Source organism: Hyphomicrobium sp. (assembly GCF_020852195.1).
GTDB lineage: Bacteria > Pseudomonadota > Alphaproteobacteria > Rhizobiales > Hyphomicrobiaceae > Hyphomicrobium_C.
Map to the genome: position 1 here is coordinate 1 of NZ_JADZBI010000070.1, position 23,654 is coordinate 23,654.

Sequence of the window (23,654 nt, forward strand, 5' to 3'; positions counted from 1 at the left end):
GCCGGATGCGGTGCTCGTTCTCAACCAGCGCGATGCGCACGTACCCCTCACCGTACTCGCCAAAGCCCAGGCCCGGAGAGACGGCAACTTCCGCCTTTTCAATCAATAGCTTAGAAAATTCGACCGAGCCCAGGGCGCGGAACGGCTCGGGAATCGGGCACCAGGCGAACATGGTGGCCGGCGGCGGCGGCACGGGGAAGCCGGCCCGCCCGAAGCTCTCGACCAGGCAGTCGCGCCGGCTCTTATAGGTGCGGCGGATCTCCTCCACGCAGTCCTGCGAGCCGTTGAGCGCCGCCGCGGCAGCCACCTGGATGGGCGTGAACGCGCCGTAGTCGAGATAGGACTTCACGCGCGCGAGCGCCCCGATCAGCCGCTCGTTGCCGACCGCGAAGCCCATGCGCCAACCCGGCATGTTGTAGGTCTTGGACAGCGACGTGAACTCGACCGTGATGTCGATTGCGCCCGGCACCTCGAGCACTGACGGCGGCGGATTGTCGTCGAAATAGATCTCCGAGTACGCGAGGTCCGACAGGATGATGAGGTCGAGCTTCTTCGCCAGCGCCACGGCCTCCTTGTAGAAGGCGAGGTCGGCGGTCATCGCCGTGGGATTCGAGGGATAGGAGAGCACGACCGCCAGCGGCTTCGGAATCGAATGCCGGCAGGCATGGTCGACGGCGCGCAGGAAATCGTCGCCGTTGCCGGCCTTCACGTGCCGCATGGCCGCGCCCGAGATCAGGAAGCCGAACTCGTGGATCGGGTAGGTCGGGTTGGGCACCAGGATCACGTCGCCGGGCGCCGTGATGGCCTGCGCCATGTTGGCGAAGCCCTCCTTGGAGCCGAGCGTCGCCACCACCTGCGTCTCGGGATCGACCTTCACGCCGAAGCGGCGCGCATAGTAGGCGGCCTGGGCGCGCCGAAGCCCCGGAATGCCCTTGGAGGCCGAGTAGCGGTGCGTGCGCGGCTTCTGCACCGTCTCGACCAGCTTGTCGATGATGTGCTGCGGCGTCGGCAGGTCGGGATTGCCCATGCCGAGATCGATGATGTCCGCGCCCCGCGCCCGCGCCGCCGCCTTGAGGCGGTTCACCTCGGCGAAAACGTAGGGCGGCAAGCGCTTGATGCGGTGGAAATCGTCGATCACGATCGTCTCTTGGTGCTGCGATCCGGCGCGGGAACAAGGCCTTGCGACACCCCGGCGGGGCGAGCGGTTGCACAGGATCAATGAAAGAGAAGCGGTTCTGGCGTCATGGGAATTTACGCCATGCCGCCCGCCATCGTCCAGAGGCAGGAAGGCCCCGCTAACGGGCCCTGTGCACATCTTATCCCCCGGACCTTATCCTCCTTTCCTCCTACTAGGCGTTGTCATGAGGACGGCCTATCTTGGGAGCCATGAACGAGCAGAGCCCAAAGCCGCCTGTCACCCCCTACCGCATCGAGAACCCCGAGGAGTTCGCGCAAAACCTGCTGCGCTTCTTCGAGGAGGGCGGTCGCGCCATGTCCGGGCTGCTCGAGCGCCCCGACGCCAAGATCACGCCTTATTCCGCCGCCAGCGAGATGACCGCGGCCGTGGGCGCCCTTGCCGACATCGCCCGCATCTGGCTCGCCGACCCCACCAAGCTTGCCGAGGCGCAGGGAACGCTGGTGAGTTCCTACCTGGACCTCTGGAACGCCTCCATCCGCCGCATGCTGGGCGAGCAGGTGGAGCCGGTGGTCGAGCCGGAGCCGTCCGACAACCGCTTCAAGGACCCGGAGTGGTCGTCCAATCCCTACTTCGACTTCTGGAAGCAGGCCTACCTCGTGACCACGCACTGGGCCGAGGACGTGCTGCAGCAGACCGAGGGTCTGGACGAGCCGACGCGCCAGAAGGCGGAGTTCTATCTGCGCCAGCTCTCGAGCGCGTTCTCGCCGTCCAACTTCCCGATGACCAACCCCGAGGTGGTGCGCGAAACCTTCGCCACCAACGCCAAGAACCTCGTGCAGGGCATGAGCCACCTCGTGCACGACATGGAGAAGTCGGGCGATCTCCTGAAGATCAGCCAGACCGACACCGAGGCCTTCGAGGTCGGCAAGAACATCGCCACCACGCCCGGCACGGTCGTCTTCCAGAACGAGGTCTTCCAACTCATCCAGTATGCGCCGACGACCGACAAGGTGCGCGAGGTCCCGCTCCTCGTCATCCCGCCCTGGATCAACAAGTACTACATCCTCGACCTCACGCCGCCGAAGAGCCTGCTGAAGTTCGCGGTCGACCAGGGCTTCACGGTGTTCGTGGTCTCCTGGGTGAACCCGGACGAGAAGCTCTCGCACAAGTCCTTCGAGGACTACATGCTCGAAGGCCTCCTGACGGCATCCGACGCCGTGTCCCGCGAGACCGGCGTCGAGAAAATCAACGTCTGCGGCTACTGCGTGGGCGGCACGCTGCTCGGCACCACGCTGGCCTACCTGGCCGCGCGCGGCGAGGAACCGTTCCGCTCGGCGACGTTCCTCACCACCCAGCTCGACTTCACCAAGGCGGGCGACCTGCTGCTGTTCACCAATGACGCCCAACTCGCCTCCCTTGAGGAGATGATGGCCGAGCGCGGCTATCTCGACGGCTCGCGTATGGCCAACGTGTTCAACATGATGCGCCCGCGCGACCTGATCTGGCCGTACATCGTCAATAACTACATGCTCGGAAAGAAGCCGTTCCCGTTCGACCTGCTCTACTGGAACCAGGATTCGACGCGCATGCCGGCCGCCAACCACGGCTTCTATCTCAAGGAGTTCTACAACGAGAACAAGCTTGCCAAGGGCGAGATGGTTCTCGCCGGCCTCAAGCTCGATCTGAAAAAAGTGAAGCTGCCGGTATTCGAGCTGGCGACGAGGGAGGACCACATCGCGCCCGCGAAGTCGGTCTTCATCGGATCGAAGCTGCTCGGCGGCCCCGTGGAGTTCGTGCTTGCGGGCTCCGGCCACATCGCGGGCGTAGTCAACCCGCCCGACAAGATGAAGTACCAGTTCTGGACCGCGCCCAAGGCCGCGGCCGACACGCTCGATGAATGGCTCGGCATGGCCAAAGAGCATCCGGGCTCCTGGTGGCCTCTTTGGTCGGAGTGGCTGGCCAAGCATTCGGGCGGCTGGACCATCCCGCGCGAGCCCGGCGAGAAGCTCGGTGTCGTCGAGGACGCTCCCGGCAGCTACGTCAAGGTCCGGGCCTGACGGGCAGGCCCGCAACCGATTGTCGGTCGCGAGCCACGTGGAGCCGGTCGGCACGCGCGACCGTGCGTAGCCGAGGTGCGCGGAGCTCAGAACCGCGGCTGCCCGTCGAGGCGGTTGAGCCGCTCTCTCGGATCGTAGTGATAGAGCAGGAGATAGTCGCGCCAGCCGTGCTCTCCCTCACACATCGAGAGCGAGGACATCTGCATCGGCCGCGCCAGCCCGTCGCTCTCATAGAGCCGCTCCCTGATGAGGCGCCAGAGATCCGCCGGGCGATCCGTATCGAAGATCAGATTGACGTGCCACGCCTCGTCGCCGTCCGCGGGCCTGTCGAGAAAGGCGAACCGCTTGATCAGATCCTTGTCCGCGACAGCCATGCTTTCGCATATGGCACGCACGCGCGCGAGGTCGAGATCCGCTGATCGATCGGGATGGATCTGAATGCAGAAATCTGTCATGCGTGCAGTCCTGACGCTGGCCCTGTGCGGCTCGGACGTAAATGTGCACCACTGAAAAGCTCCAAATAATTACAACGTGCACAGAGTTTCGAGGCCGCCGTTTAACGCATTCTTGACGCTGCCGAAGCCGGCGGCCATCGCCCTTCGGCCTCGCCCGATGCCACACAGCTCGGAAAACACCGGTTATTGCGACGGATTTGCTCGAAGATCGACGTTCTAGGCAGCGAAACCCGGCTCGCCAGCCCCTACCTCCGGAGATCGATCATGACATCGTCGACAGACACCTGCTCGCGCCGCCATGTCCTGCAGCTCGCGGCCGCGGCCAGCCTCGTCACTGCGCTCCCCATCGCCTCCGCCTTTGCGCAAACCTCCGCCGCGCCGTTGAAGATCGGCACCATCGGCGCCGGAAGCCTCGGCGCTGCCGTCGGCACACTCTGGGTCAAGGCCGGCCACGAGGTCATGTTCTCCTCGCGCCATCCGGAGAGCCTGAAGGACCTCGTCGAGAGCCTCGGCCCCAAGGCCCGCGCCGGCACAGTCGCCGAGGCGATTGCATTCGGAGACGCAGTGCTGCTCGCTGTCCCCTATGAGGCCTATCCGCAGGTCGGCCGCGATAACGCCGATGCGCTCAAGGGAAAGGTCGTGCTCGACGCCGGCAACGCCAACCGCAGCTCGCTCTATGCCGAGACGCAGGAGAACGGCATCGGCGTTACCACCGCCAAATACTTCCCAGGCGCCCGCATCGTCCGCGCCTTCAACGCGGCCAACAATCGGCTGTTCACGAGCAACGCCAACCGGCCGGCGCCGCGCATGGCGATACCGATCGCGGGCGACGACGCGAAAGCCCTCGAGGTTGCCAAGAGCCTCGTGTCCTCTGCCGGCTTCGATCCGTTGGTCGTGGGCAGCCTCAGGGACGCGGATAAATTCGCCATGGGCACGGACGGCTTCGGCCACGTGCTGCCGGTGGCCGACCTGGCCGCCAAGCTCGGCGTCGCAGCCCCAGCAACACCATAGTCACCCACCCACGCCTGTCATTCCGACCGGAGCGGCAGTGCCGCGAAGAATCGGGAGGACCCAGGAGCAATAAGGAAAGCGTTCGCGCCTATGGCCCTAGGTCCCGGCTCTGCACGACGCCGCTTGGCCGAGATGACAGCAATACAGGGGACGCTCCGCACTCAGCTCGCAGCCGCGCGCCGCTCCGCAAGCCGCTGCTCGGCCGAGCGCACGATGGCGGCGCGCAGCTCGTCCGCGCTCGACCAATCCGCCTTAAGCGCAAGGTTCTGCGCGGCGGCGAGACTGCACAGGTTCTCGATGCTGGGAATAGCCGCCAGCCGGTCCATGAGCGCGTCCGCGCCATGCCGCTGCAACGTGACCACCGCGCCGATCGCATAAGGGTCGAACACCATCGCAGGCTCGGGCGGAGCGGCGGGCGCCGAGACGGGTGCGGCGACGGCGGCCACCTGCGGCGCCGGCTCGGCCGCTTGCAGCACCGCGCTGAGCTCCGCGATCCGACCGGACTGCCGCAGGATCCGATTGGCGATGCGCCGGGCCGCGCCGTCGGGCAGCCCGGCCTCTTTTGCCAACGCGCCCTCGACCAGGACGCGCAGCTCCTTACGCGCTGAGCGCACGGTGCGAGTCACGGGCGTAGTCCCTGGCATGCGGGGTGACTTTGCTCATGGAGCCGGAGATTTCCTCGTAGAGGCGCCTGACATCCGCAACGCCGTCGCCGTACTTGGCCTCGATCGTCCGCGGCTCGGAGCTCCAATCGAACGCATTGGCGATGCCGTCGCGATGGGCGAGTTGTACGTCGGCCAGCGGATGCGTCAGCCCCACCTCCTCGATGAGAAGACGCTCCGCGCCGCGTCCGCGCACGAAGTTTGGCAGACACAAGTACCGGCGCCGCGAGAGCGGGATGGCCGAAAGCTCGTCGAGGTTGGTCACACCCTCCGCTACCAGCGAGATGCGGTCGATCGCCATCAGCGACACGTAGTCCGGCCGAAACGGCACGATCACACGATCGGCGATGGCGATGGCGGCGTGCGTGACGAACGACAGCCCCGGCGCGCAGTCCATGATGACGACGTCATAGGCGCTGTCCCAGCGCCTGAGCAGCAGGCCGAGGCGCCGCGAAAGGTCGATGATCAGGTTCTTTCCGGCGCTGCCGCCCGCGAGATCGAGGAACAGGTCGCCCTGCACCTCGTCGATCAGCAGCGATCCGGGCAAAAGGTCGAGCACCGGGCGCCGGCCGGAGGCGCCGACGATGTCCCCGCTCTCCTTGACCAGATAGGTCTCCGGAACGGTATGCGGAGTCCGGAAGCAATCGACGAAATAATCGGAGATCGTCTTGCGTGCATCGCGGGCCTCGCGCCAGCCGCGCCCGCCGAGCAGAATGATCGATGCGTTGCATTGGGAGTCGATGTCGACGACCAGCACGCGCTTGGCGCCCCAGGTGCTGAGGCTGTGGGCGAGCATTACGGAGACGGTCGACTTCCCCACGCCACCCTTGCGGTTGGCTACGGCGAGGTAGAGTGCCATTGAACCCTCACTTCACGAGACATCACCGTCTCATGGTTGATTGCACTATTACCCCGCGCTCCTTGAACGCCCCGTCGCCCGCCCTCTCCGCGCGCCGTCGGCGTGTTGGCCCGTTGAGGCCGCGCTATACTCCCTTTGATCTCTAGTCTTGTGATGCTCCTCTGCTCGACCGGCGCAGGCACACTATAATGCTCTGAAATTGACAATCTGTGGGCGAGATTCTGCGGAAAGTACCGAAAGCGCAACGCCTATTAGCGTCTTTGTGCGGTCGCTCCGCGAAGCCTCACGCGCCGGTCCCCGTTGGCTCCAATGATCGCGCGCCTGTGGTCGAGCGCTTTCCGAAGCAGTGACGCGCGCATGCCCAACATCACATTCCCTGAGAAGCACCAGTATCTTAGATCCCATTCCGCGTGGGCGCCGCTTGAACGATCCGGGGCGGCCACGATAGAGTGCGCCCTGTTCCGCGGGGCCCCAACGCGACCGCCCCGTCAGGCATTCGCCCAAGCGTCGCTCCATCGGCCGCTCGGCTGAAGGAGTAGGCATGCCCGGCGAAACACCTCTCCACATCGACACCCCATCCGAAGCGGCGCGCGCGCCGTCGTTCGATGACGTGCTGAAGACGTTCGCGCGCATCGGCGTGCTGTCATTCGGCGGGCCGTCCGCCCAGATCGCGCTGATGCACCGGATCATCGTCGACGAGAAGAAATGGCTCGACGAGCCGCGCTACCTGAGCGCCTTGAGCTTCTGCATGCTGCTGCCCGGCCCGGAGGCCATGCAGCTTGCCACCTACGTCGGCTGGCGGCTCCTCGGGCTCGCGGGCGGCATTGCGGCGGGCCTGCTTTTCGTGCTGCCCGGCGCCTTGATCGTGCTGGCCCTGTCGATGGTCTACGCCGCGTTCGGCAACGTTCCCCTGATCGAGGCGCTCTTCTTCGGAGTCAAGGCTGCCGTGCTGGTCATCGTCGTCGAGGCACTGCTGCGCATCGCGCGGCGCGCGCTGACGCTACGCGAGCACTGGATCATCGCCGGCCTCTCGTTCGTCGCCATATTCTTTTTCGCGGCGCCGTTCCCGCTGATCGTGCTCGCCGCGGCCCTCTTCGGCTTCTTTCACGTCTCGAGCAGGGTGGCTGCAGCAGGAGCCTCCTTCGCTATGCCGCTGATCGCGACCTCGCGAACGCTGCGCACGATCGGTCTCTGGCTTCTCATATGGTTCGTTCCGCTCGGGGCCATCGCCGCCGTGTTCGGCCGCGACCATGTGCTTTCGCAGCTCGGCGTCTTCTTCTCCAAGCTCGCCGTCGTCACCTTCGGCGGTGCCTACGCCGTCCTCGCCTACATGGGGCAGGACGTTGTCGCCCACTACGGCTGGCTCGACGCCGGCGCGATGATGGACGGTCTCGGCCTCGCCGAGACCACGCCCGGCCCGCTGATCCTGGTTACGGAGTTCGTCGGCTATCTGGCCGCCCACCGCAACGGGGGCGGGCCGCCGACCCTGATGGGACTGCTCGGCGCGTTCGTCGCGCTATGGGCGACATTCGCTCCCTGCTTCCTGTGGATCCTCGCCGGCGCGCCGTATATCGAATGGATTACGCACCAGCCGCGCTTGCGGGGCGCGCTCCACGCCATCACGGCCGCCGTCGTCGGCGTGATCCTGAACCTGGCGATCTGGTTCGCGCTGCACGTCTTCTTCACCGAGGTCGCACTTGTCGAGGCCGGCCCGCTCAAGCTCTGGACGCCGACGCTGGCGTCGCTCGACTGGCGCGTCGTCGCCCTGTCGGCGATCGCGGCCTTCCTGATCTTCAAGCGGCGATGGGACATTCCGGCCGTGCTCTGCGTCACGGCGGCGTTGGCCCTGGCCATCAGACTCTCGGGGATCTAGACCATGATCGCTTCGGACCCTATCAGTCCGAAGCGTGAATCATCGGTCTCATCAAAAGACTAGAGCGCGATCCCGATTAAATGAAAGCTGATCGTGCTCTAGCCCCTGCGGCCGAGTTGCATGAGGGCTCGACGGCGCCCGGACATGTGCTAGAAGGCCGCTTTTCCGCTCGAAGGCCACCAATGACCGCTAAAGCCACGGCAAGCCCATCCCCGACCGCGCCCGACCGCGCGCCGAAGCCGGCCCCCAAGGTCGGCTTCGTGTCGCTCGGCTGCCCGAAGGCGCTGGTCGACAGCGAGCGCATCATCACCAAGCTGCGCGCCGAGGGCTATCAGGTCGCGCCCGACTACGCCGGCGCCGACGTGGTCGTGGTCAACACCTGCGGCTTCCTGGACAGCGCCAAGCAGGAGAGCCTGGATGCCATCGGCGAGGCCATGGCCGAGAACGGCCGCGTCATCGTCACAGGTTGCATGGGCGTCGAGGAGGGCCGCATCCGCGAGGTGCACCCAGGCGTCCTCGCCGTCACCGGCCCGCATCAGTACGAGCAGGTAGTCTCGGCCGTGCACGACGCCGTGCCGCCGCTGCACGATCCCTACCTCGACCTCGTACCGCCCGAAGGCCTGCGGCTCACGCCGCGCCACTACGCCTATCTGAAGATCTCCGAGGGCTGCAACAACCGCTGCACGTTCTGCATCATCCCCGCTCTCCGCGGCGACCTTGCGAGCCGCCCCGTCAATCACGTGATGGCCGAGGCCGAGCGCCTCGTGAAAGCCGGCGTCAAGGAACTGCTCGTCATCAGCCAGGACACGAGCGCCTACGGCCTCGACCTCAAATATGCGGAAAGCACCTGGAAGGGCACGCCGCTGAAGGCGAGGTTCCTCGACCTCGCCCGCGCCCTCGGCGAACTCGGCGCCTGGACCCGGCTGCACTACGTCTACCCTTATGCTCACGTCGACGACGTCATCCCGCTGATGGCGGAAGGCAAGATCCTCCCGTACCTCGACATCCCATTCCAGCACGCCTCGCCCTCGGTGCTGAAGGCTATGCGCCGCCCGGCCCACCAGGAGAAGACGGCCGAACGCATCGCCCAATGGCGCAAGATCTGCCCCGACCTCGCCGTCCGCTCGACCTTCATCGTGGGCTTCCCCGGCGAGACGGAGGAGGACTTTTCACGTCTTCTGGACTGGCTGCGCGAGGCGAAGCTGAACCGCGTCGGCTGCTTCAAGTACGAGGCCGTCGCCGGCGCGCGCGCCAACGACCTGCCCAGCGCCGTCCCCGAGGAGGTCAAGGAGGAGCGCTGGCACCGCTTCATGGCCGTGCAGCAGGAGGTCTCGCGCGAGATCCTCACCGCCAAGGTCGGCGCCGTCATCGACGTTATCATCGACGAGGTGGACGAGGAGGGCGCCGTGGGACGCTCCAAGTGGGACGCGCCCGAGATCGACGGCAGCGTCTTCCTCGACGGACCGCCGACGCTACGGCCCGGCGACATTGTGAAGGCCCGCATCGAGGGCGCCGACGACTACGACCTCTGGGCCACCGTGGCCGGGAAGCCCTAACCGTCGGCGATTAACTGTCTTTGCCTCTCCCGGGACCGTCCGCCCACGTTGACAGTCCACCGGAGCCGAGCGACAGTCCGCCCACGAGGGACCTGTGCCATTGCGCGTTTCCCCTTCCGTTGCGGGAGGGGTTGAGGAGTGGGCGAGCTCGAACGGCCGAACTTCCGAATCCCCCTCCTGGCTGACGCCGCGACACGAATAAGGTCCCCGCAACAGGGGAGCACGTCGCATGGCTACGCCGGATCAGGCGATCGCAGCTGGGGCCGCAACGCAGAGCGGCACGCAGGAGATCCGCATCTACGCGCATTCGCCTATTCTCTACTGGTGGGTGGTCTGGTTCTACGGCTTCGTGTGTGCCGCGCTAACCTATTTCCAGGGCGATCGCATCACGCTGGCCGACAGCGTCAAGCCGGTGTTCATCCATCCGAGCCCCTGGGTCGGCCTCTCCTTCACGCTGGTCCTGCTGCTCGTCATCGTCGCCACCTCCGTGCGCGCCCGCGGCATCAACGCGCTGCTTCTGCTCCTGCTCCTGGGCGGCGCTGCGACGGGCTTCTATTTCGTCATGAACATGCCGAGGCTCTGGGCGACACCGCCATCGCTGTTGCTGCACATGAACCTTGCGTTCTACCTGCTGCTGTCCACCGTGCTGTTCGTGGTGTGGTTCGTCATCGTCTTCATCGTCGACCGTTTGAGCTACTGGCGCGTCCGCGGCACGCAGGTAGAGCGGGTTCAGCTCTTCGGCAGCGCCCTCGGCCGGGCACCGGAGAGCTGGTCGGCGCTGCACATCCGCCTCACGCGCTACAGCGACGACATCATCGCACACAAGATCCTGGCCCTGGGCTTCCTCGGCCTCGGCACCAGCGACATCGACGCCAAGGTCTCGATCTTCGGCGGCGGCCACGAGCAGTTCCGCATCGAGAACGTCTGGCGGGCGGCGACGCCCTTGAGGGCGGTCCAGGCCGCCATGGGCCAGAAAGCCACCGTGGTGATTTGAGGTGCATGCGCGCGGCATCCGAGGTTGAATACCGGGCGTCGGTGGCAACCTCTCGGTCGAGAGCCATGAGTACCTTTCCAGCGTCCCACTCCTGGCAAGCTTGCGTGGATCCCGGCCTTCGCCGGGATGACGGAACTAGGGGGCAAGCGCGTGCTCCAAATTCTCCGTCATGCCGGCGGTCATGGCGGAGCCATGCTTCGCATGGACGGCCGGCACCCACGCAAGCCTCCACAAACACGCCGGTCGATAGTGGGCGATGACCCTCGGCCGGCCATCTCTGCACCTGATCGTTACCGCGACTGTGCTCGCGCTTGCCGTCGCGCTGCGCGTCATCGATCCCGATCCCGTCGCGCGACTCCGCCTGTCGATCTTCGACAGCTACCTGAACCTCAAGCCGCGCGAGGCCGACCCAACCTTTCCGGTCCGCATCGTCGACATCGACGAGGCCTCCCTCGCCAAAGTCGGCCAGTGGCCGTGGCCCCGCTCCGAGATCGCACACATCATCGAGCGCCTCGCCGAGGCCGGCGCCAAGACCGTCGCCGTCGACCTCATTCTCGCCGAGCCGGACCGGCTGTCGCCCGAGGCACTGGCCCGCCAGGCCGAAGTGCGGCGCGAGCTTGCGCCTATCGTGGCCGAGCTCTCCGCATTGCCCTCAAACGACGAGATCCTCGCCCGCGCCATGTCCCGCATACCCGTGGTGCTGGGCCTCGCCGGCGACGCGGCCTCGAGCCGCGCCCCGCGTGCACCCAAAACCGCCTTTGCCATCGCCGGCGACGATCCGCGGCTTTTCGTGCCGAGCTTCGCGGGAGCCGTCGACCCGCTGCCGGTGCTGGCCACAACCGCAGCCGGCGAAGGCGCCGTCAACTGGTTCCCGGCCCGCGACCAGATCGTCCGCCACGTGCCGCTGCTGGCGGCGCTCCACGGCACGCTCGTCCCCACGCTGTCCCTCGAGACGTTGCGCACGGGCATGGGCGAAACCACCGCCTTCGTGCGTGCCTCCGGCGGCAGCGGCGTGCACGCCTTTGGCCAGCAGACCGGCGTCGAGACCGTACGCGTCGGATCGGTGGTGCTGCCGACGATGCCCGACGGCCAGCTCTGGCTCAACTTCGCCCGCGCGGATCCGCGCCGCTACGTCTCCGCGCACACGATCCTCGATGGCTCATTCAAACGTGAGGATATCGCTGGCCGCCACGTGCTGATCGGCGCCAGCGCCACCGGCCTGCTCGATCTGCGCGCGACGCCGCTCTCCCCGTCCGTTCCGGGTGTCGAGATCCACGCCCAGGCCGTCGAGCAGATGCTGTCCGGCGCGCACCTCGTGCGGCCCGCGCTCGCGACCGGCGCCGAAATCGCCTTCCTGATTGCCGCCGGCGCGCTCGTTGCGGGGCTGATCCGCCGAGCCGGCGCTGTCGTCGCGGCGGGCATCGGCGTCGCCGCCATCGCCCTGGTCGCAGGCGGCTCGTGGCTCGCCTTCTCCGGCGGCGGCTACCTGTTCGATCCCGTCTATCCGTCGCTGTCGCTGCTCGCCGTCTATCTGACGGGTTCGCTCCTCTCCTTCGTCAAGACGGAGACCGACCGCGCCCGCGTCAAGCGCGCCTTCGGCCACTACGTCGCCGCCCCGCTGGTCGAGGAGCTGGCCGCCGACCCGGCCCGCCTCAAGCTGGGCGGCGAGACGCGCGACGTAACGCTTCTGTTCGCCGACGTGCGCGGCTTCTCCCGCCTCTCCGAAGGCATGGACGCCGAGACGCTGATCCGCTTCGTCAACCGGCTGTTCACGCCGCTTTCCGAGCTCATCCTCGAGCACCGCGGCACCATCGACAAGTTCATGGGCGATGCGGTCATGGCGTTCTGGAATGCACCCATCGCCGACCCGGATCACGCCGCCCGCGCCTGCCGCACGGCACTCGCAATGCAGGACGAGATGGACCGCCTGAACCGCGAGGAGGCGGCGCGTCGGGCAGCAGCCGGCGAGGCGCCGGCCCCGATCCGCATCGGCATCGGGCTCAACACAGGGCCCTGCTGCGTCGGCAACGTCGGCTCGCCCCAGCGCTTCGACTACTCCGTGCTGGGCGACGCCGTGAACGTCGCCGCTCGCATCGAGGACGCAACCAAGCTCTATGGCGCGCCCATCATCGCCGGTGAGCAGACGGCGGCAGCGGCAGCAGGCTTGGCATTCCTGGAGATCGACACCGCCGCCCGCCTGCGCGGCAAGGAGCGGACGGAGCGCCTGTTCGCCCTGGTTGGCGACGAAGCTGTCGCCGCGTCACCTGCCTTCGGCACGCTGTCCGCGCACTACACGGCGTTGCGCGCAGCCATGGCTTTGGGCGACAGGACAACGGCGGCCACCGAGATCGCCGCCTGCCGCACGGCCGCGCGCGAGGCCACCCGGCTGCCGCTCGACGGCCTCTTCGCCTTCTACGAGGCAAGCCTTGATCGAGCTTAAACGTGGGTGCGTCAGGGTGAAGGTCGCGAGAGCGTTGCTTCGTCTCTCTGTTACCGCACGCGTCTTATGCGTGGAGACTTGCGTGGGTCCCGACCTTCGTCGGGATGACGTTGCGTGTGTGGCAAGCGGACCGCCTTCTCTCGACGTCATCCCGACGAAGGTCGGGACCCACGCCAGCTTCCTCGAACGTCACACTGGCAGGATCCTCGTGTAGTGGCACAGTTTCCCAACCGGCCTCCTCGAAGGAAAGGGCACGTCTCACTTCACCTCTCCCCGGTGGGGAGAGGTCGAAGGCGAACGCAGTGAACCGGCGGGTGAGGGGGCCGGCCCCATTACGCCCCGTCGTGCGCTAGCGCATGTTGCCACCGACGCTACGGCCACCACCCATGCTGCCGCCGCCGCGGTGCTTGCCGCCGCCGCCGCCCTTGCCGATCCCGATGGCGAGGCCGATGCCGATCGCCGTCCCGACCCCGCGCATGATCTGCTCGTTGCTCGGGCCGCTCTTCTTGGCCGTGCGCGTCTTCTTCGGCTTGGTCTTCTTCTGCTCAGTCTTCTTCCGGGACGGCTTCGTCGACTCGGTCCGCTTCTTCGGCTTTTCGACCTCCTTCGGCTTGTCGTCCTCGGGCAGGTTGCCAAGGATGATGATGTCCCGCGTCAGGATCGGGATCGGATCGAAGCTCGGCGTCTTGCCCACGAACGGGAAGGCGTCGTCGAAGGGCACGCTGTCCTTGCCGGGCAGCGACGCCCACTTGACGGGCGAGCCCACGTCGCCGTCGTCCGTGATGCGGATCAGCTTGCCGGGCTCGTCGAGGTCGCGGCACTGGCCGCGCGAGTTGCAGACCTGGATCGCGCCCTCGTGCAGCAACAGCCACGACTGGCCATCGTCCTGCACGAACACGTCGAAGATGGTGCCGCGCACGGTGATCGCGGCCGCCGGCGTCTTGATGACGTAGGTAGGCTTCTGCGCCACCCCGGTCATGAAGCGGAACGTGCCCTTGACCAGATCGACGACGATGGAGCCGTTGGACTTGGCTGGGTCGTAGACGAACTTGTCGAGCTTGAGGTGCGATCCCGGCCCGAGCGCGAGCTTCGTGTCGTCGTCGAGCTTGAGCTCGCTCGAGGCGTCGAGGCCGACCTCGATCAGCTCGTCCTGGTGCACCCGGTCGCCGACCTGCAGCGTGCGGGTATCGCGATTGAACTCCGCCGTGACCAGATTGACCACGACGAGGGCGGAGCCCACGGGCTGCTGCGCAGCCTGCAGGCCTGAAGCCCAGAGCATCAACAGGCAGAAGCCTGTGACAGCGGAAGCAGACTTCATAACAGCCATCCTTCTGTTGAGACCCTGGGATCCAGACTTCATCTGGAGCGCCATCCCACAGGACCCGTGCGAAGCGGCGTGACCACAATAACCCCATTATAGCGGACGGCGGATCATCTCCAAGCGAAGCACGACGACGCCGGCCGCAGACCACCATCGTAACAGGAGCACGCCAGCGCGCCGGGCACTGTTCCCTGGGGAACAGGTGCCCGTTGGCCGCCGCTTCGCACCCTAGAGCGGGATGGTGATGGTGCCCTTGGCGTGATCCTTGGCCTTATGCTCAGGCTCGACATGAATGACGACCTGCGCGCCTTCGATCTCGCTTTTCAGGGCCGTTTCCAGCCGATCGCAGATATCGTGCGCCGCGTGCACGGTCATCGTCCCCGGCACGACGAGATGGAACTCGATGAAGACGGCGCGTCCCGCCTGCCGGGTGCGCACGTCGTGCGCCTCGAGCGCACCGCCTCCGCTCTGGCGGATCGCCTCCCGGATGCGGGCCTGGATCTCGCCGTCCGCCGCCTCGTCGAGCAGACCGCTCATGGACGCGAGCGCGATCTTGGATCCGCTCCACAGGATGTAGCAGGCCACCGCCACGGCAAGCAGCGGATCGAGCACGTTGAGCCCTGTGATCGCAGCGAGCAGAAGTCCGGCGATGACGCCCACCGAGGTCATCACGTCGGTGAGCAGATGCCATCCGTCCGCAACCAAGGCCGGCGACCTGAGCCTCCGCCCGCGCCGGATCAGGAACGCCGACCAGCCGCCGTTGAGCACCGTCGCAACACCGCTGAGCACCATGCCGAGGCCGAAATCCTCGATCACGCGCGGGTTGACGAACGCATCGTAGGCCTCCCGGAAGATCAGAACCGCCGCCACGACGATCAGCGCCCCCTCGAGCACGGCCGAAAGATACTCGGCCTTGTGATGTCCGAACGGATGCTTCCTGTCGGCCGGTCGCGAGCTGATGTAGATGGCGAGCAGGGCCGCGACCGCCGTCACCAGGTTGACGATGCTCTCGAGCGCATCGGAATAGAGCGCGACACTGCCCGTCACCACGAAGGCCGCATACTTGATTGCCATGACGGCGAGCGCCACGGCGATGCTCCCGGCGCCGATCAGATGGAGCGCACGCGTGGAGCCGGTATCTGCCGACGGATGGAACAAGGAATGAGCCTCTGCCGTGACGACCTGCGGGATCGAGAAGGGCACGCCCCCGCGAGGGCTTCCTGCCAGAGATGCGGTCGAAGCGCCACTGTCATGGAAGTCGCGTTCAAATTCGGCCCCGCGCACGACCATTGCAGCAGCCGTTATCCACACCGATTGCGCCGGACCGCCTCCACCCATAGGCACGAATCTGCTCCCAAGGTCAGGGTGAGCGGCGCTACGCGAAAAATGGTGCGTGGCCCCGGATCAGGGAGCGCTTCGCCATGGCCAATTTCACGACCCACATTGCAGTCGGCACCGTCGTCTCCGGATCGCTCGCGACCCTAACCCTCGCCGCCGACGTCATCGCGCCGGAGAACCTGATCCCGATCACGCTGGCAGGCGTGCTGGGGTCCGTTCTTCCCGACATCGACCTCAAGGAAAGCCGGCCGAGCCGGGCCCTTTTCGGCGGGTTGGCCCTCTTCTTCTCGTTTGCAGTGCTGTTCACCGTCGCCGACCGCTATTCGATCGCGGAGCTTTGGCTGCTCTGGCTCGGAACGCTGGTCCTCGTGCGCTACGGCCTCCACGCCATATTCCACAACCTCGCCGTCCATCGCGGCACATGGCATTCCCTCATCGCCGCGTTGTTCTCGGCCGCGGCGACGGCCGTGGTATTCGGCAATGTCATGGATCGCCATGCCGGTGTCGCGTGGCTCGCGGCCGGGTTCATGCTGATCGGCTTCCTCGTGCATCTCACGCTGGACGAGATCTACGCCGTCGATATCGAGGACAAGCGCCTCAAGACCTCCTTCGGAACGGCGCTGAAACTCGCCGACCGCCGCTATCCGTATGCCACGGGCGGAATGCTGGCGGCCCTCGCGCTCGCCATCTGGCTTGCTCCGTCGCCCGCCACATTCGTCGCCGGCCTCTCCTCGCGCGACATGTGGGCGGGGCTCAATGAGCAGCTCCTGCCGAAGGAGCGCTGGTTCGGCCTCGTGAAGCTGCCGAGCTTGGTAGCCGAGACACCGCCCCAGGAGGGAAGTCCGATCACCACGGGCACGATCCCCTCTGCCGCACCCGAGGGCGGAAAGCAGGACGCGCCCCCGGCCGCCGCATCGCAATAGACAGGCTCAGCCCCAACGAGACGCGCAGCTCCCCTCCCCCTTGTGGGGAGGGGTTAGGGGTGGGGGGACTCCCAACGTCGATGCGGCGGGTATTCTCATCGCTCCCCGAACCGCGCTCACGAGCCGGCCTGCGAGCGCGCCGCCTCGAACCCGTTGAGATAGTTACGTACGAGATCGTCCATCAGCGCACCCGCATCGTCGGCCGCGATGATGGAGAGCTTGTCTGCGGCCGAGAGCGACGAGATTCCGTGCACCCCGGCCCACAGCACCCGCGCCGAGCGCTTGATGTCGTCGTCGCCGCGCGCGCCGGCAAGCGGCCGCAAGGCATCCTCGATGATCGCCATGAGCGCCTCGAACTTCTGCTGGTAGGAGTCCGGGACACCTTGCGCAACCGGCACATGGTGCTCGAACAGCAGGTTCCAGAGCTTGGGATTGCGGGCGGCGAAGGCCAGATAGCAGCTCGCGAGCGCGTGCACCCGCTCACGCGGATCGCCGCCCGCCGGCACTGCGGCCAGCGCCTCGATGAGGCGGTCCAGCAAGCGCCCCTCGATGGTCAACACAAGATCGTCGAGGTTTTCGAAGGAGTTATAGAGCGTGCCCGGCGAATAGTTGATGCGCCGCGCGATCTCCCGCGCCGAAAGCCCGCTGAGGCCGGCTTCCTGGATCAACTCGGTAGAGGCGCTGATGATCAGCTCGCGTAGCTCTTCTGCCGTGTGAAGAGAGCGACGGCCCATGGATGAATCTCTCGCACATAAAGCCGGGAGCCGCTTGCAGCGGCCCGAAAGACAAATTCCACCCATGCCGCGGACGCGACGTGGTTCACCAAAGACCCTTGAGCTTCCCTTCAGCGCGCGCCCGCTTCGCACGGCGCACGCATCCCAGAACGTACGAACTGATGAGGAACGGCTTCCGTTCCCTCATGGTCGCTATTTGAGCAGGCGCGTTAGCGCCCACCGCAGGCCGTAGCAGCATACTGAATATCTTGGGCGCCCGCAATCGCCGCAATGCTCCGAGCGGCCCCCAGGACTCCCGTCGGCAGCAGCACCGTGGAAAGGGGCGAGAGCTACTCGAAGCAGGCCCCGCACGGCTTGCCGTTCTGGTCGAAATCCACGCAGGCCCTTTTTCTCGGCACCGAGATGGCCTTCTTGCTCCAATTGGATCCGCCCATCACGTATCCGACGATGAGAGGCATGAACTTGTAGCCACCCTCGACGACGATCACGCTCTGGTTCTGCCCGACCAGCCCGGTAGGCAGAAGGTAGTCGTCACAGACGGCGGGCGCCGCGCCACCGTTGTAGGATGGCCTGTTGGTGTCCGCGGCATACACGGCGGTCTTGCTGGCATCCTCGGGGGCGGCGGCAACGGGGATAATCGATAGCGTGAGCGCGTTCACATCGTACGGCGCCATGGCGTTCTCGACGACGTCGTAGATCGCGGTGATGTCATCCTTTGTCAGCTTCTCCTCGCGGGCGACGAGATCGGCAACCATGGTGGTGACGATGCTGAACTTCCGGTCGATGGAGATTGCCCTCGTGATCTCGAACGTCCCGATCATCATCAGGAGCAGGATCGGAACGATGAAGGCGAACTCGACCGCGGCCATGCCGCGCACGTCCAGCCGGAATCGCCCAGCGGCCTGTCCTAGAGCCGCAAGCCGCATCCGCGACCTCAGGCGCCCCGCCACGCGTGGCAGTCCGCTCCGTTCCTCCCAACCATGATCCACGGCGTGCGTCTCCCGGCTCAATCTTCGAAGGGTTCTGACCGGAACGCGGTCACGGCGGAAAGGACGGGACTGCCCTCGACCGTGGGCACCGGCAAGATGATGTTCCAGATCGTCTGCCAGAGACCGAGGCCCATGTCCCACTGGTAGCAGGCGCTCACCATCACGGCGGCGCTCGCATCGCCCGCGTGCGAGCGCACGGCGTCGCCGCCGTTCCCCTCCGCCGGCGTCAGGCTTCCGTCCGTGACGCAGCTCGTGATCGGGGAAAGCCCCGCGAACGTATCGCTGCTCTTGATGTGGATGACGAGGTGCTCGTCGCAGGGGATTATGAAGCCTGCGGCGTCGCAGAAGAGCCCCCGGAAATCGCTGACCGTGAGGCCGGCCTTCTGCGCCTCGCCGGTCCTGAGCTTGCGCGAGGCCACCTCGACGCCATGCTCGAGGAAATGCATGGACATATACTGCGTGCCGACCGTGACGAGCCCCATCACCACCAGGAAGAAGGGCGCCGCCACCAGACCGAACTCGACAGCGGTGACGCCGCGGACATCGGCGCGAAAGCGTCGCACCACGCCGGCAAGGCGTGTACGGAAGCCGACAGATCGTGAGGCAAGGTTGTGCATGAGGCCCAGGCGGACGGGGTTGAAGGCACCGTCAGCCTAGGGCCGCTCATATATATGAATGGTTGACGGCCGCCGTCGTCGCCCGGAGAAGGTAAAGGCCAGGTTAGCGGCACCCCACCACGGGCGGGCGTCCGGCCGTCCTCCCCTCCGGGGACGAGACGCCGTGACGGGCCAAAAGCACGATAATGGAGAAAAAGGCCAAACCGGCTCAGTATGGTGCGGTCGAGAAGACTCGAACTTCCACGGGTTGCCCCGCTACCACCTCAAGGTAGTGCGTCTACCAATTCCGCCACGACCGCATCATGGTTCGGAGCGCCCCATATAGCCAACCCGCAGCGGTGGGGCAAGGGCGCCTGAGAGCCCGCCGAACTAACAGAGCATGCGAGCGAAGGCAAGCGCCAAACGGGAGCCGATCGGGCCTCCACAAATGTTGACTTCGCGGGGCTTCCGAAGATGGTGCATACTCTATCCATGATGGATTTCGATAGAAGCAGAGTGCAGTGGCTCGCGAGCCCGGGCCTTGTCGACTACCCGTTCGCGGTGGCCGCCATGGAGCAGCGCGCGGCCGCGATCCGGCTCGAGGAGGTCCCCGAGTTGGTCTGGCTCCTCGAGCATCCCCACCTTTATACCGCAGGCACCGGAGCCCGCCCGTCCGATCTCCGGGAGCCGGACCGACTGCCGGTTTTCGCCGCCGGCCGGGGTGGGCAATACACCTATCACGGCCCCGGCCAGCGCATCGCCTACGTGATGCTCGACGTGCAGCGCCGGTTCGGCGCCGACGTGCGCGCCTTCGTCGGCACCCTCGAGCGCTGGCTCATCGAGAGCCTGGCGATGCTCGGCGTCGAGGGCGAGGTGCGGCCCGGCCGCGTCGGCGTCTGGGTGGTGCCGCCGGGGCCAGCCCCCGAGCGGAAGATCGCCGCCATCGGCATCCGCATCCGCCGCGGCATCAGCTATCACGGCGTGAGCCTCAACGTGGCCCCGGACCTCGGCTACTACGACGGCATCGTCCCATGCGGCATCGCCGATCGCGGCGTGACGAGCCTCGCCGACCTCGGCCGGCCGGCGGCCACAAAAGATGTGGATATGTGCCTGAGGCGGGGCTTCGAAAGCGTATTCGGGGTCGAAACCGCGCGCATCTCGCCGTCGGACGCCGACCTGGGAGCATCCAATCCCGCTGCGGAATAGGGCCGCCGCAGGGCAGTGCCCCAAAAGAAAACCCGGCCCGCAACAAGCGGGACCGGGGTCTCAATTCACTACGCCGAGCCTCGGCTACGGGCGTGGGCCGGGTTGAGAAGGCTGGGCGCCAGGGCCTGGATCAGACGCGCCTGAACCAGGATCCGACGACACCTCCGCCCCATCGTCGTAGAGCTGCCCTTCCTCGATCGACGTGACGTCCGAACGTTCGAGCTCGAACGGGTCGTCTTGACTGTCACCGAGCCGGATCAAGCACCCCTTCTCACAAATCCCTTCAAGCACCGCATTCGGCTTAAGAACATGGTCTTTCTGGGAGCTTCCCTCGATGACGGTGACCTTGTGGTCCCTATCATCCCGATTTGTGATCGAGGCCGCCTGAACGGCCGAGGGAGAGAGAAGGACTGCGATCAGGAACCCCGGGACGACGCGATCGAATCTCACGATCAGCTCCGAGAGCTCGAGGCAGAAACTCGTTACTTCTTCTTCTTCGCCGCGGGCTTCTTGGCAGCTTTCTTCGCGGGCTTCTTAGCAGCTTTAGCCATCTTCGTTAGTCCTTCCATTGAACGCCCAGCATTGAGCTGAGCCGAATCTGACCCGACTCACGCCGGGCCGAGGGTCAATGTGGTCAGAATCAACCCCTGCTTCAAACGGAAATTTCCGGTGACTGCTATCGAAGATTTCGATAGATAGCTCTCATGCGCTCCGGCGCGCCACGGGCGGCCCATGGATATCAACCTCGCGCGAACGTTTCTGATGGTCGCTGAGACGGGCAGCTTCATCGAGGCCGCCGAGAAGCTCAACATCACGCAATCCACGGTTTCCGCGCGTATCAAGGGGCTCGAGGAGCTGCTCGGGCGGCCTCTCTTCGAGCGCTCGAAGTCGGGCGCGGACCTCACCGCCGCCGGCGATCAGTTCAGGAAGCACGCGCTCGCGCTGGTCCGCGTCTGGCAGCGCGCGCAGCTCGAGGTGAGCCTTTCCGACCAGCATCGCGACCATTTGGCAGTGGGTGCGACGCTCGGGCTTTGGCAGGGCTTCCTCCTCAAGTGGGTCTCGCGCCTGCGCGCCGACAGCCCCGACATCGCCGTCTCCGCCATCTCCGCGCCCTCGGCCATCCTGAGCCAGCGCCTCATCGAGGGCACCCTCGATCTCGCCGTCATGTACCGGCCGATCCAGCCACCGGGCCATGTGGTCGAGCATCTCTTCGACGAGGAGTTCGTGCTGGTGACGAGCGCCAAGCTCACCGGCCGCCGCGCCGTGAGCGACTACATCTTCGTGGATTGGGGCCCGGATTTTCAGCAGGACCACGCCGCCGCCTATCCCGAGCTGACCAACCCCGGCCTGCGCCTCGACCTGGGCTCGATCAGCGTCGAGTATCTGCTTGCCAACGAAGCCTCGGCCTACTTCCCGTCCCGCATCGTCAAGCAACACGTGGCTCGCGGCCGCCTGCGCCAGCCCAAGCGCGCGCGCCGCTTCGTCTACCCGGTCTACATGGTCTATCACGAAGCGCGCGACGAGGAGACCTACGAGCTGATCATCACCGGCCTGCGCAGCGCCGCCGCCCGGCTCGGCTGAGCCTTATTCTCAGCCGGCGATAACCATTCCCGCGCCATCGCGAAGGAACACCTTGCCATCCACACCAGCCATTGGCGGCCGATATCGTGCCCCGTGCATGTGTGGCCCTCGGTCCCGGCTCTGCGCTCCGGCTTCGCCGTCGCTTGGCCGGGATGACACGTGGATAGCCTGGCTCTGGTTGTCATCCCGACGAGGGTCGGAATCCACGCAAGCTTCCCTTCGGAAGAAGGCATGGGAGGCGGCTTACACCGTCTCGCGAACTTCGAAGCCCGTGAAGACGCCGACGCCCTCGGCCAGCACCTCGACCTTCGCGACCGCCGAGTCGGGCGGCCCCGCCTCGCAGCGCTTGATCATCGCGGCCACGTCCGCCTCCGGTCCCTGGAACACGGCCTCCACCGAGCCGTCGCGCCGGTTGCGCACCCAGCCGCTGAGCCCGAGCTGCCACGCCGTCCGCCGCGTCCAGAGCCGGTAGCCGACGCCCTGCACGCGGCCTTCGATGCGGACATGGACAGCGCGCGCGGAGCTCGTCATCGTCTCCTTCGATGGGTTGGCCGCCCTCGGCTCACGCGAACTCGAGGATCACCGCGTCCACCGCTAGGCTGTCGCCGGGCTTGGCGTTGACCTTCTTGACCTTGCCGTCGCGCTCGGCCCTGAGGATGTTCTCCATCTTCATGGCCTCGACCACCGCCAGCGCGTCGCCCGCCTTCACCTCGGCCCCCTCACTCGTGTGGATGGCCTTGACCAGTCCCGGCATCGGGCAGAGCAGGAACTTCGACATGTCGGCGGCCGCCTTCACCGGCATCAGCGCGACCAGCTCCGCCTCGCGCTCGGTGTAGACGTAGACCGGCACCTGGATGCCGCGATAGGAGAGCGTCGCCCCGTTGAGGACCGGGCGCACCTGCACGTGCACCCGCTTGCCGCCGACCTCGCCATGCCAGACCGGCTCGCCCGCCGACCAGCCCGAGCTGACGGAAACCGACTGCTGCACAGCCCCGTCGACCCCGAGGAAGCTCACGTGCAGGACGTTTCCGTCGTCCTCAGCGACCTCGATCGTCTGACGCTGCCCACCGACGTCCACCACGCGCCGCTTGGCAAAGGTGAACGCCCCGTTGGCCATCTGGTGGCTGATCTGGCGCCGTCGGGTGTTGTGCAGGTGATCGATGGCGGCCGCCACGGCGATCAGCACGACGAGCTGCTCGCCCTCAGCGCGGCGGGCCTTGAAGCCCTCCGGGTACTCCTCGGCAATGAAGCCTGTCGAGAGCCGTCCTTCGCGCCAGCGCGGATGCTGCATGAGGGCGGTAACGAACGGCACGTTGTGCTGGATACCGTCGATGTAGAAGGCGTCGAGCGCCTCGGCCTGGGCGTCGATAGCGGCGATCCGCGTTGGCCCGTGCGTCACGAGCTTGGCGATCATCGGATCGTAGAACATCGAGATCTCGCCGCCCTCCTCGACACCGGTGTCGTTGCGCACCGTGAGGCCGTGCTTCGTCCCCTCGGCCGGCGGGCGGTACTTCACGAGCCGCCCGATGGAGGGCAGGAAGTTGCGGAACGGGTCCTCGGCATAGACGCGGCTCTCGACCGCCCAGCCGTTGAGCTTGACGTCCGACTGCTTGAGCGGGAGCTTCTCGCCCGCCGCCACCCGGATCATCAGCTCCACGAGATCGACGCCGGTAATCAGCTCGGTAACGGGGTGCTCCACCTGGAGCCGCGTGTTCATCTCGAGGAAGTAGAAGCTCTTATCCTGCCCGGCCACGAACTCGACGTTGCCGGCAGAATCGTAGCCGACCGCCTTGGCCAGCGCGACCGCCTGCTCGCCCATGGCGCGGCGCGTCTTCTCGTCGAGCAGCGGCGAGGGCGCCTCCTCGATGACCTTCTGGTTGCGCCGCTGGATCGAGCACTCGCGCTCGCCAAGGTAGATGAC

General features: G+C 66.3%; 21 protein-coding genes and 1 tRNA gene. 10 read left to right on the forward strand and 12 right to left on the reverse strand.

All coding sequences use genetic code 11. The features are described 5' to 3' along the window. A partial coding sequence (locus tag IT540_RS05395) for an LL-diaminopimelate aminotransferase (RefSeq protein ID WP_291174255.1) occupies positions 1–1,138 on the reverse strand: 1,138 nt, incomplete at its 3' end. A 248-nt stretch (positions 1,139–1,386) separates the two neighbouring features. Here IT540_RS05395 and phaC point away from each other — a divergent pair. After that, entirely contained in the window at positions 1,387–3,195 is a 1,809-nt protein-coding gene (gene phaC, locus IT540_RS05400) for a class I poly(R)-hydroxyalkanoic acid synthase (RefSeq protein WP_291174257.1), read from the forward strand. An 86-nt stretch (positions 3,196–3,281) separates the two neighbouring features. On the opposite strand, the gene IT540_RS05405 is transcribed toward phaC, so the two are convergent. Next, positions 3,282–3,650, reverse strand: a complete 369-nt coding sequence (locus IT540_RS05405) for a hypothetical protein (protein ID WP_291174259.1) — start codon at positions 3,648–3,650, stop codon at positions 3,282–3,284. A 264-nt stretch (positions 3,651–3,914) separates the two neighbouring features. Between IT540_RS05405 and IT540_RS05410 the strand changes: the two genes are divergently transcribed. After that, complete coding sequence (locus IT540_RS05410) at positions 3,915–4,661, forward strand: NAD(P)-binding domain-containing protein (RefSeq protein WP_291174261.1); 747 nt, start codon at positions 3,915–3,917, stop codon at positions 4,659–4,661. A 161-nt stretch (positions 4,662–4,822) separates the two neighbouring features. Here the strand turns inward: IT540_RS05410 and IT540_RS05415 are convergent, their stop codons facing one another. Both IT540_RS05415 and IT540_RS05420 read right to left on the reverse strand, forming a co-directional pair. Next, positions 4,823–5,287 carry a hypothetical protein gene (locus IT540_RS05415; protein WP_291174263.1) on the reverse strand — a complete coding sequence of 155 codons (465 nt, stop codon included), beginning with the start codon at positions 5,285–5,287 and terminating at the stop codon, positions 4,823–4,825. Continuing rightward, positions 5,259–6,182, reverse strand: a complete 924-nt coding sequence (locus tag IT540_RS05420) for a ParA family protein (protein ID WP_291174266.1) — start codon at positions 6,180–6,182, stop codon at positions 5,259–5,261. The genes IT540_RS05415 and IT540_RS05420 overlap by 29 nt, the downstream gene beginning before the upstream one ends. 541 nt (positions 6,183–6,723) lie before the next feature. On the opposite strand from IT540_RS05420, the gene chrA reads away from it, so the two are divergent. The 4 genes from chrA (at position 6,724) to IT540_RS05440 (ending at position 13,045) form a co-directional block, all read left to right on the forward strand. After that, positions 6,724–8,055 (forward strand): chromate efflux transporter, encoded by a 1,332-nt coding sequence (chrA, locus tag IT540_RS05425; RefSeq protein ID WP_291174268.1) that lies wholly within the window; start codon positions 6,724–6,726, stop codon positions 8,053–8,055. Positions 8,056–8,237: 182 nt separating this feature from the next. Beyond that, positions 8,238–9,611, forward strand: a complete 1,374-nt coding sequence (rimO, locus tag IT540_RS05430) for a 30S ribosomal protein S12 methylthiotransferase RimO (protein ID WP_291174270.1) — start codon at positions 8,238–8,240, stop codon at positions 9,609–9,611. A gap of 229 nt (positions 9,612–9,840) precedes the next feature. After that, positions 9,841–10,605, forward strand: coding sequence for a hypothetical protein (locus IT540_RS05435; protein ID WP_291174272.1), 765 nt, complete (start codon positions 9,841–9,843; stop codon positions 10,603–10,605). 256 nt (positions 10,606–10,861) lie between these two features. After that, positions 10,862–13,045, forward strand: a complete 2,184-nt coding sequence (locus tag IT540_RS05440; RefSeq protein WP_291174274.1) for an adenylate/guanylate cyclase domain-containing protein — start codon at positions 10,862–10,864, stop codon at positions 13,043–13,045. A 349-nt stretch (positions 13,046–13,394) separates the two neighbouring features. Here the strand turns inward: IT540_RS05440 and IT540_RS05445 are convergent, their stop codons facing one another. Beyond that, entirely contained in the window at positions 13,395–14,363 is a 969-nt protein-coding gene (locus IT540_RS05445) for a FecR domain-containing protein (RefSeq protein ID WP_291174276.1), read from the reverse strand. A gap of 231 nt (positions 14,364–14,594) precedes the next feature. Then, positions 14,595–15,479, reverse strand: coding sequence for a cation diffusion facilitator family transporter (locus IT540_RS05450; RefSeq protein WP_291174296.1), 885 nt, complete (start codon positions 15,477–15,479; stop codon positions 14,595–14,597). 308 nt (positions 15,480–15,787) lie between these two features. On the opposite strand from IT540_RS05450, the gene IT540_RS05455 reads away from it, so the two are divergent. Continuing rightward, a complete protein-coding gene (locus tag IT540_RS05455; RefSeq protein WP_291174278.1) occupies positions 15,788–16,627 on the forward strand; it encodes a metal-dependent hydrolase in 840 nt (279 codons plus the stop codon). A gap of 116 nt (positions 16,628–16,743) precedes the next feature. On the opposite strand, the gene IT540_RS05460 is transcribed toward IT540_RS05455, so the two are convergent. From IT540_RS05460 to IT540_RS05475, 4 genes are all read right to left on the reverse strand, one after another. After that, on the reverse strand, positions 16,744–17,361 hold the full coding sequence (locus tag IT540_RS05460; protein WP_291174280.1) for a TetR/AcrR family transcriptional regulator: 618 nt from the start codon (positions 17,359–17,361) through the stop codon (positions 16,744–16,746). A 329-nt stretch (positions 17,362–17,690) separates the two neighbouring features. Beyond that, the gene (locus IT540_RS05465) at positions 17,691–18,230 is read right to left on the reverse strand and encodes a pilus assembly protein (RefSeq protein WP_291174282.1); all 540 of its coding nucleotides are present in this window, start codon (positions 18,228–18,230) and stop codon (positions 17,691–17,693) included. A gap of 137 nt (positions 18,231–18,367) precedes the next feature. Continuing rightward, entirely contained in the window at positions 18,368–18,967 is a 600-nt protein-coding gene (locus IT540_RS05470) for a pilus assembly protein (RefSeq protein ID WP_291174284.1), read from the reverse strand. Between the two features lie 214 nt (positions 18,968–19,181). Next, positions 19,182–19,266: transfer RNA gene (locus IT540_RS05475), tRNA-Leu, on the reverse strand. A 172-nt stretch (positions 19,267–19,438) separates the two neighbouring features. Between IT540_RS05475 and lipB the strand changes: the two genes are divergently transcribed. From lipB to IT540_RS05490, 3 genes are all read left to right on the forward strand, one after another. Further along, a complete protein-coding gene (lipB, locus tag IT540_RS05480; RefSeq protein ID WP_291174286.1) occupies positions 19,439–20,152 on the forward strand; it encodes a lipoyl(octanoyl) transferase LipB in 714 nt (237 codons plus the stop codon). Between the two features lie 237 nt (positions 20,153–20,389). Beyond that, positions 20,390–20,743 (forward strand): hypothetical protein, encoded by a 354-nt coding sequence (locus tag IT540_RS05485; RefSeq protein WP_291174288.1) that lies wholly within the window; start codon positions 20,390–20,392, stop codon positions 20,741–20,743. A 141-nt stretch (positions 20,744–20,884) separates the two neighbouring features. Further along, the gene (locus IT540_RS05490) at positions 20,885–21,733 is read left to right on the forward strand and encodes a LysR family transcriptional regulator (protein ID WP_291174290.1); all 849 of its coding nucleotides are present in this window, start codon (positions 20,885–20,887) and stop codon (positions 21,731–21,733) included. A 243-nt stretch (positions 21,734–21,976) separates the two neighbouring features. Here the strand turns inward: IT540_RS05490 and IT540_RS05495 are convergent, their stop codons facing one another. Together IT540_RS05495 and IT540_RS05500 are read right to left on the reverse strand one after the other, a co-directional pair. Further along, on the reverse strand, positions 21,977–22,264 hold the full coding sequence (locus IT540_RS05495; protein ID WP_291174292.1) for an acylphosphatase: 288 nt from the start codon (positions 22,262–22,264) through the stop codon (positions 21,977–21,979). A 31-nt stretch (positions 22,265–22,295) separates the two neighbouring features. Continuing rightward, positions 22,296–23,654, reverse strand: a 1,359-nt coding sequence (locus IT540_RS05500) for a biotin/lipoyl-containing protein (RefSeq protein WP_291174294.1), incomplete at its 5' end; no start/stop codon positions are given.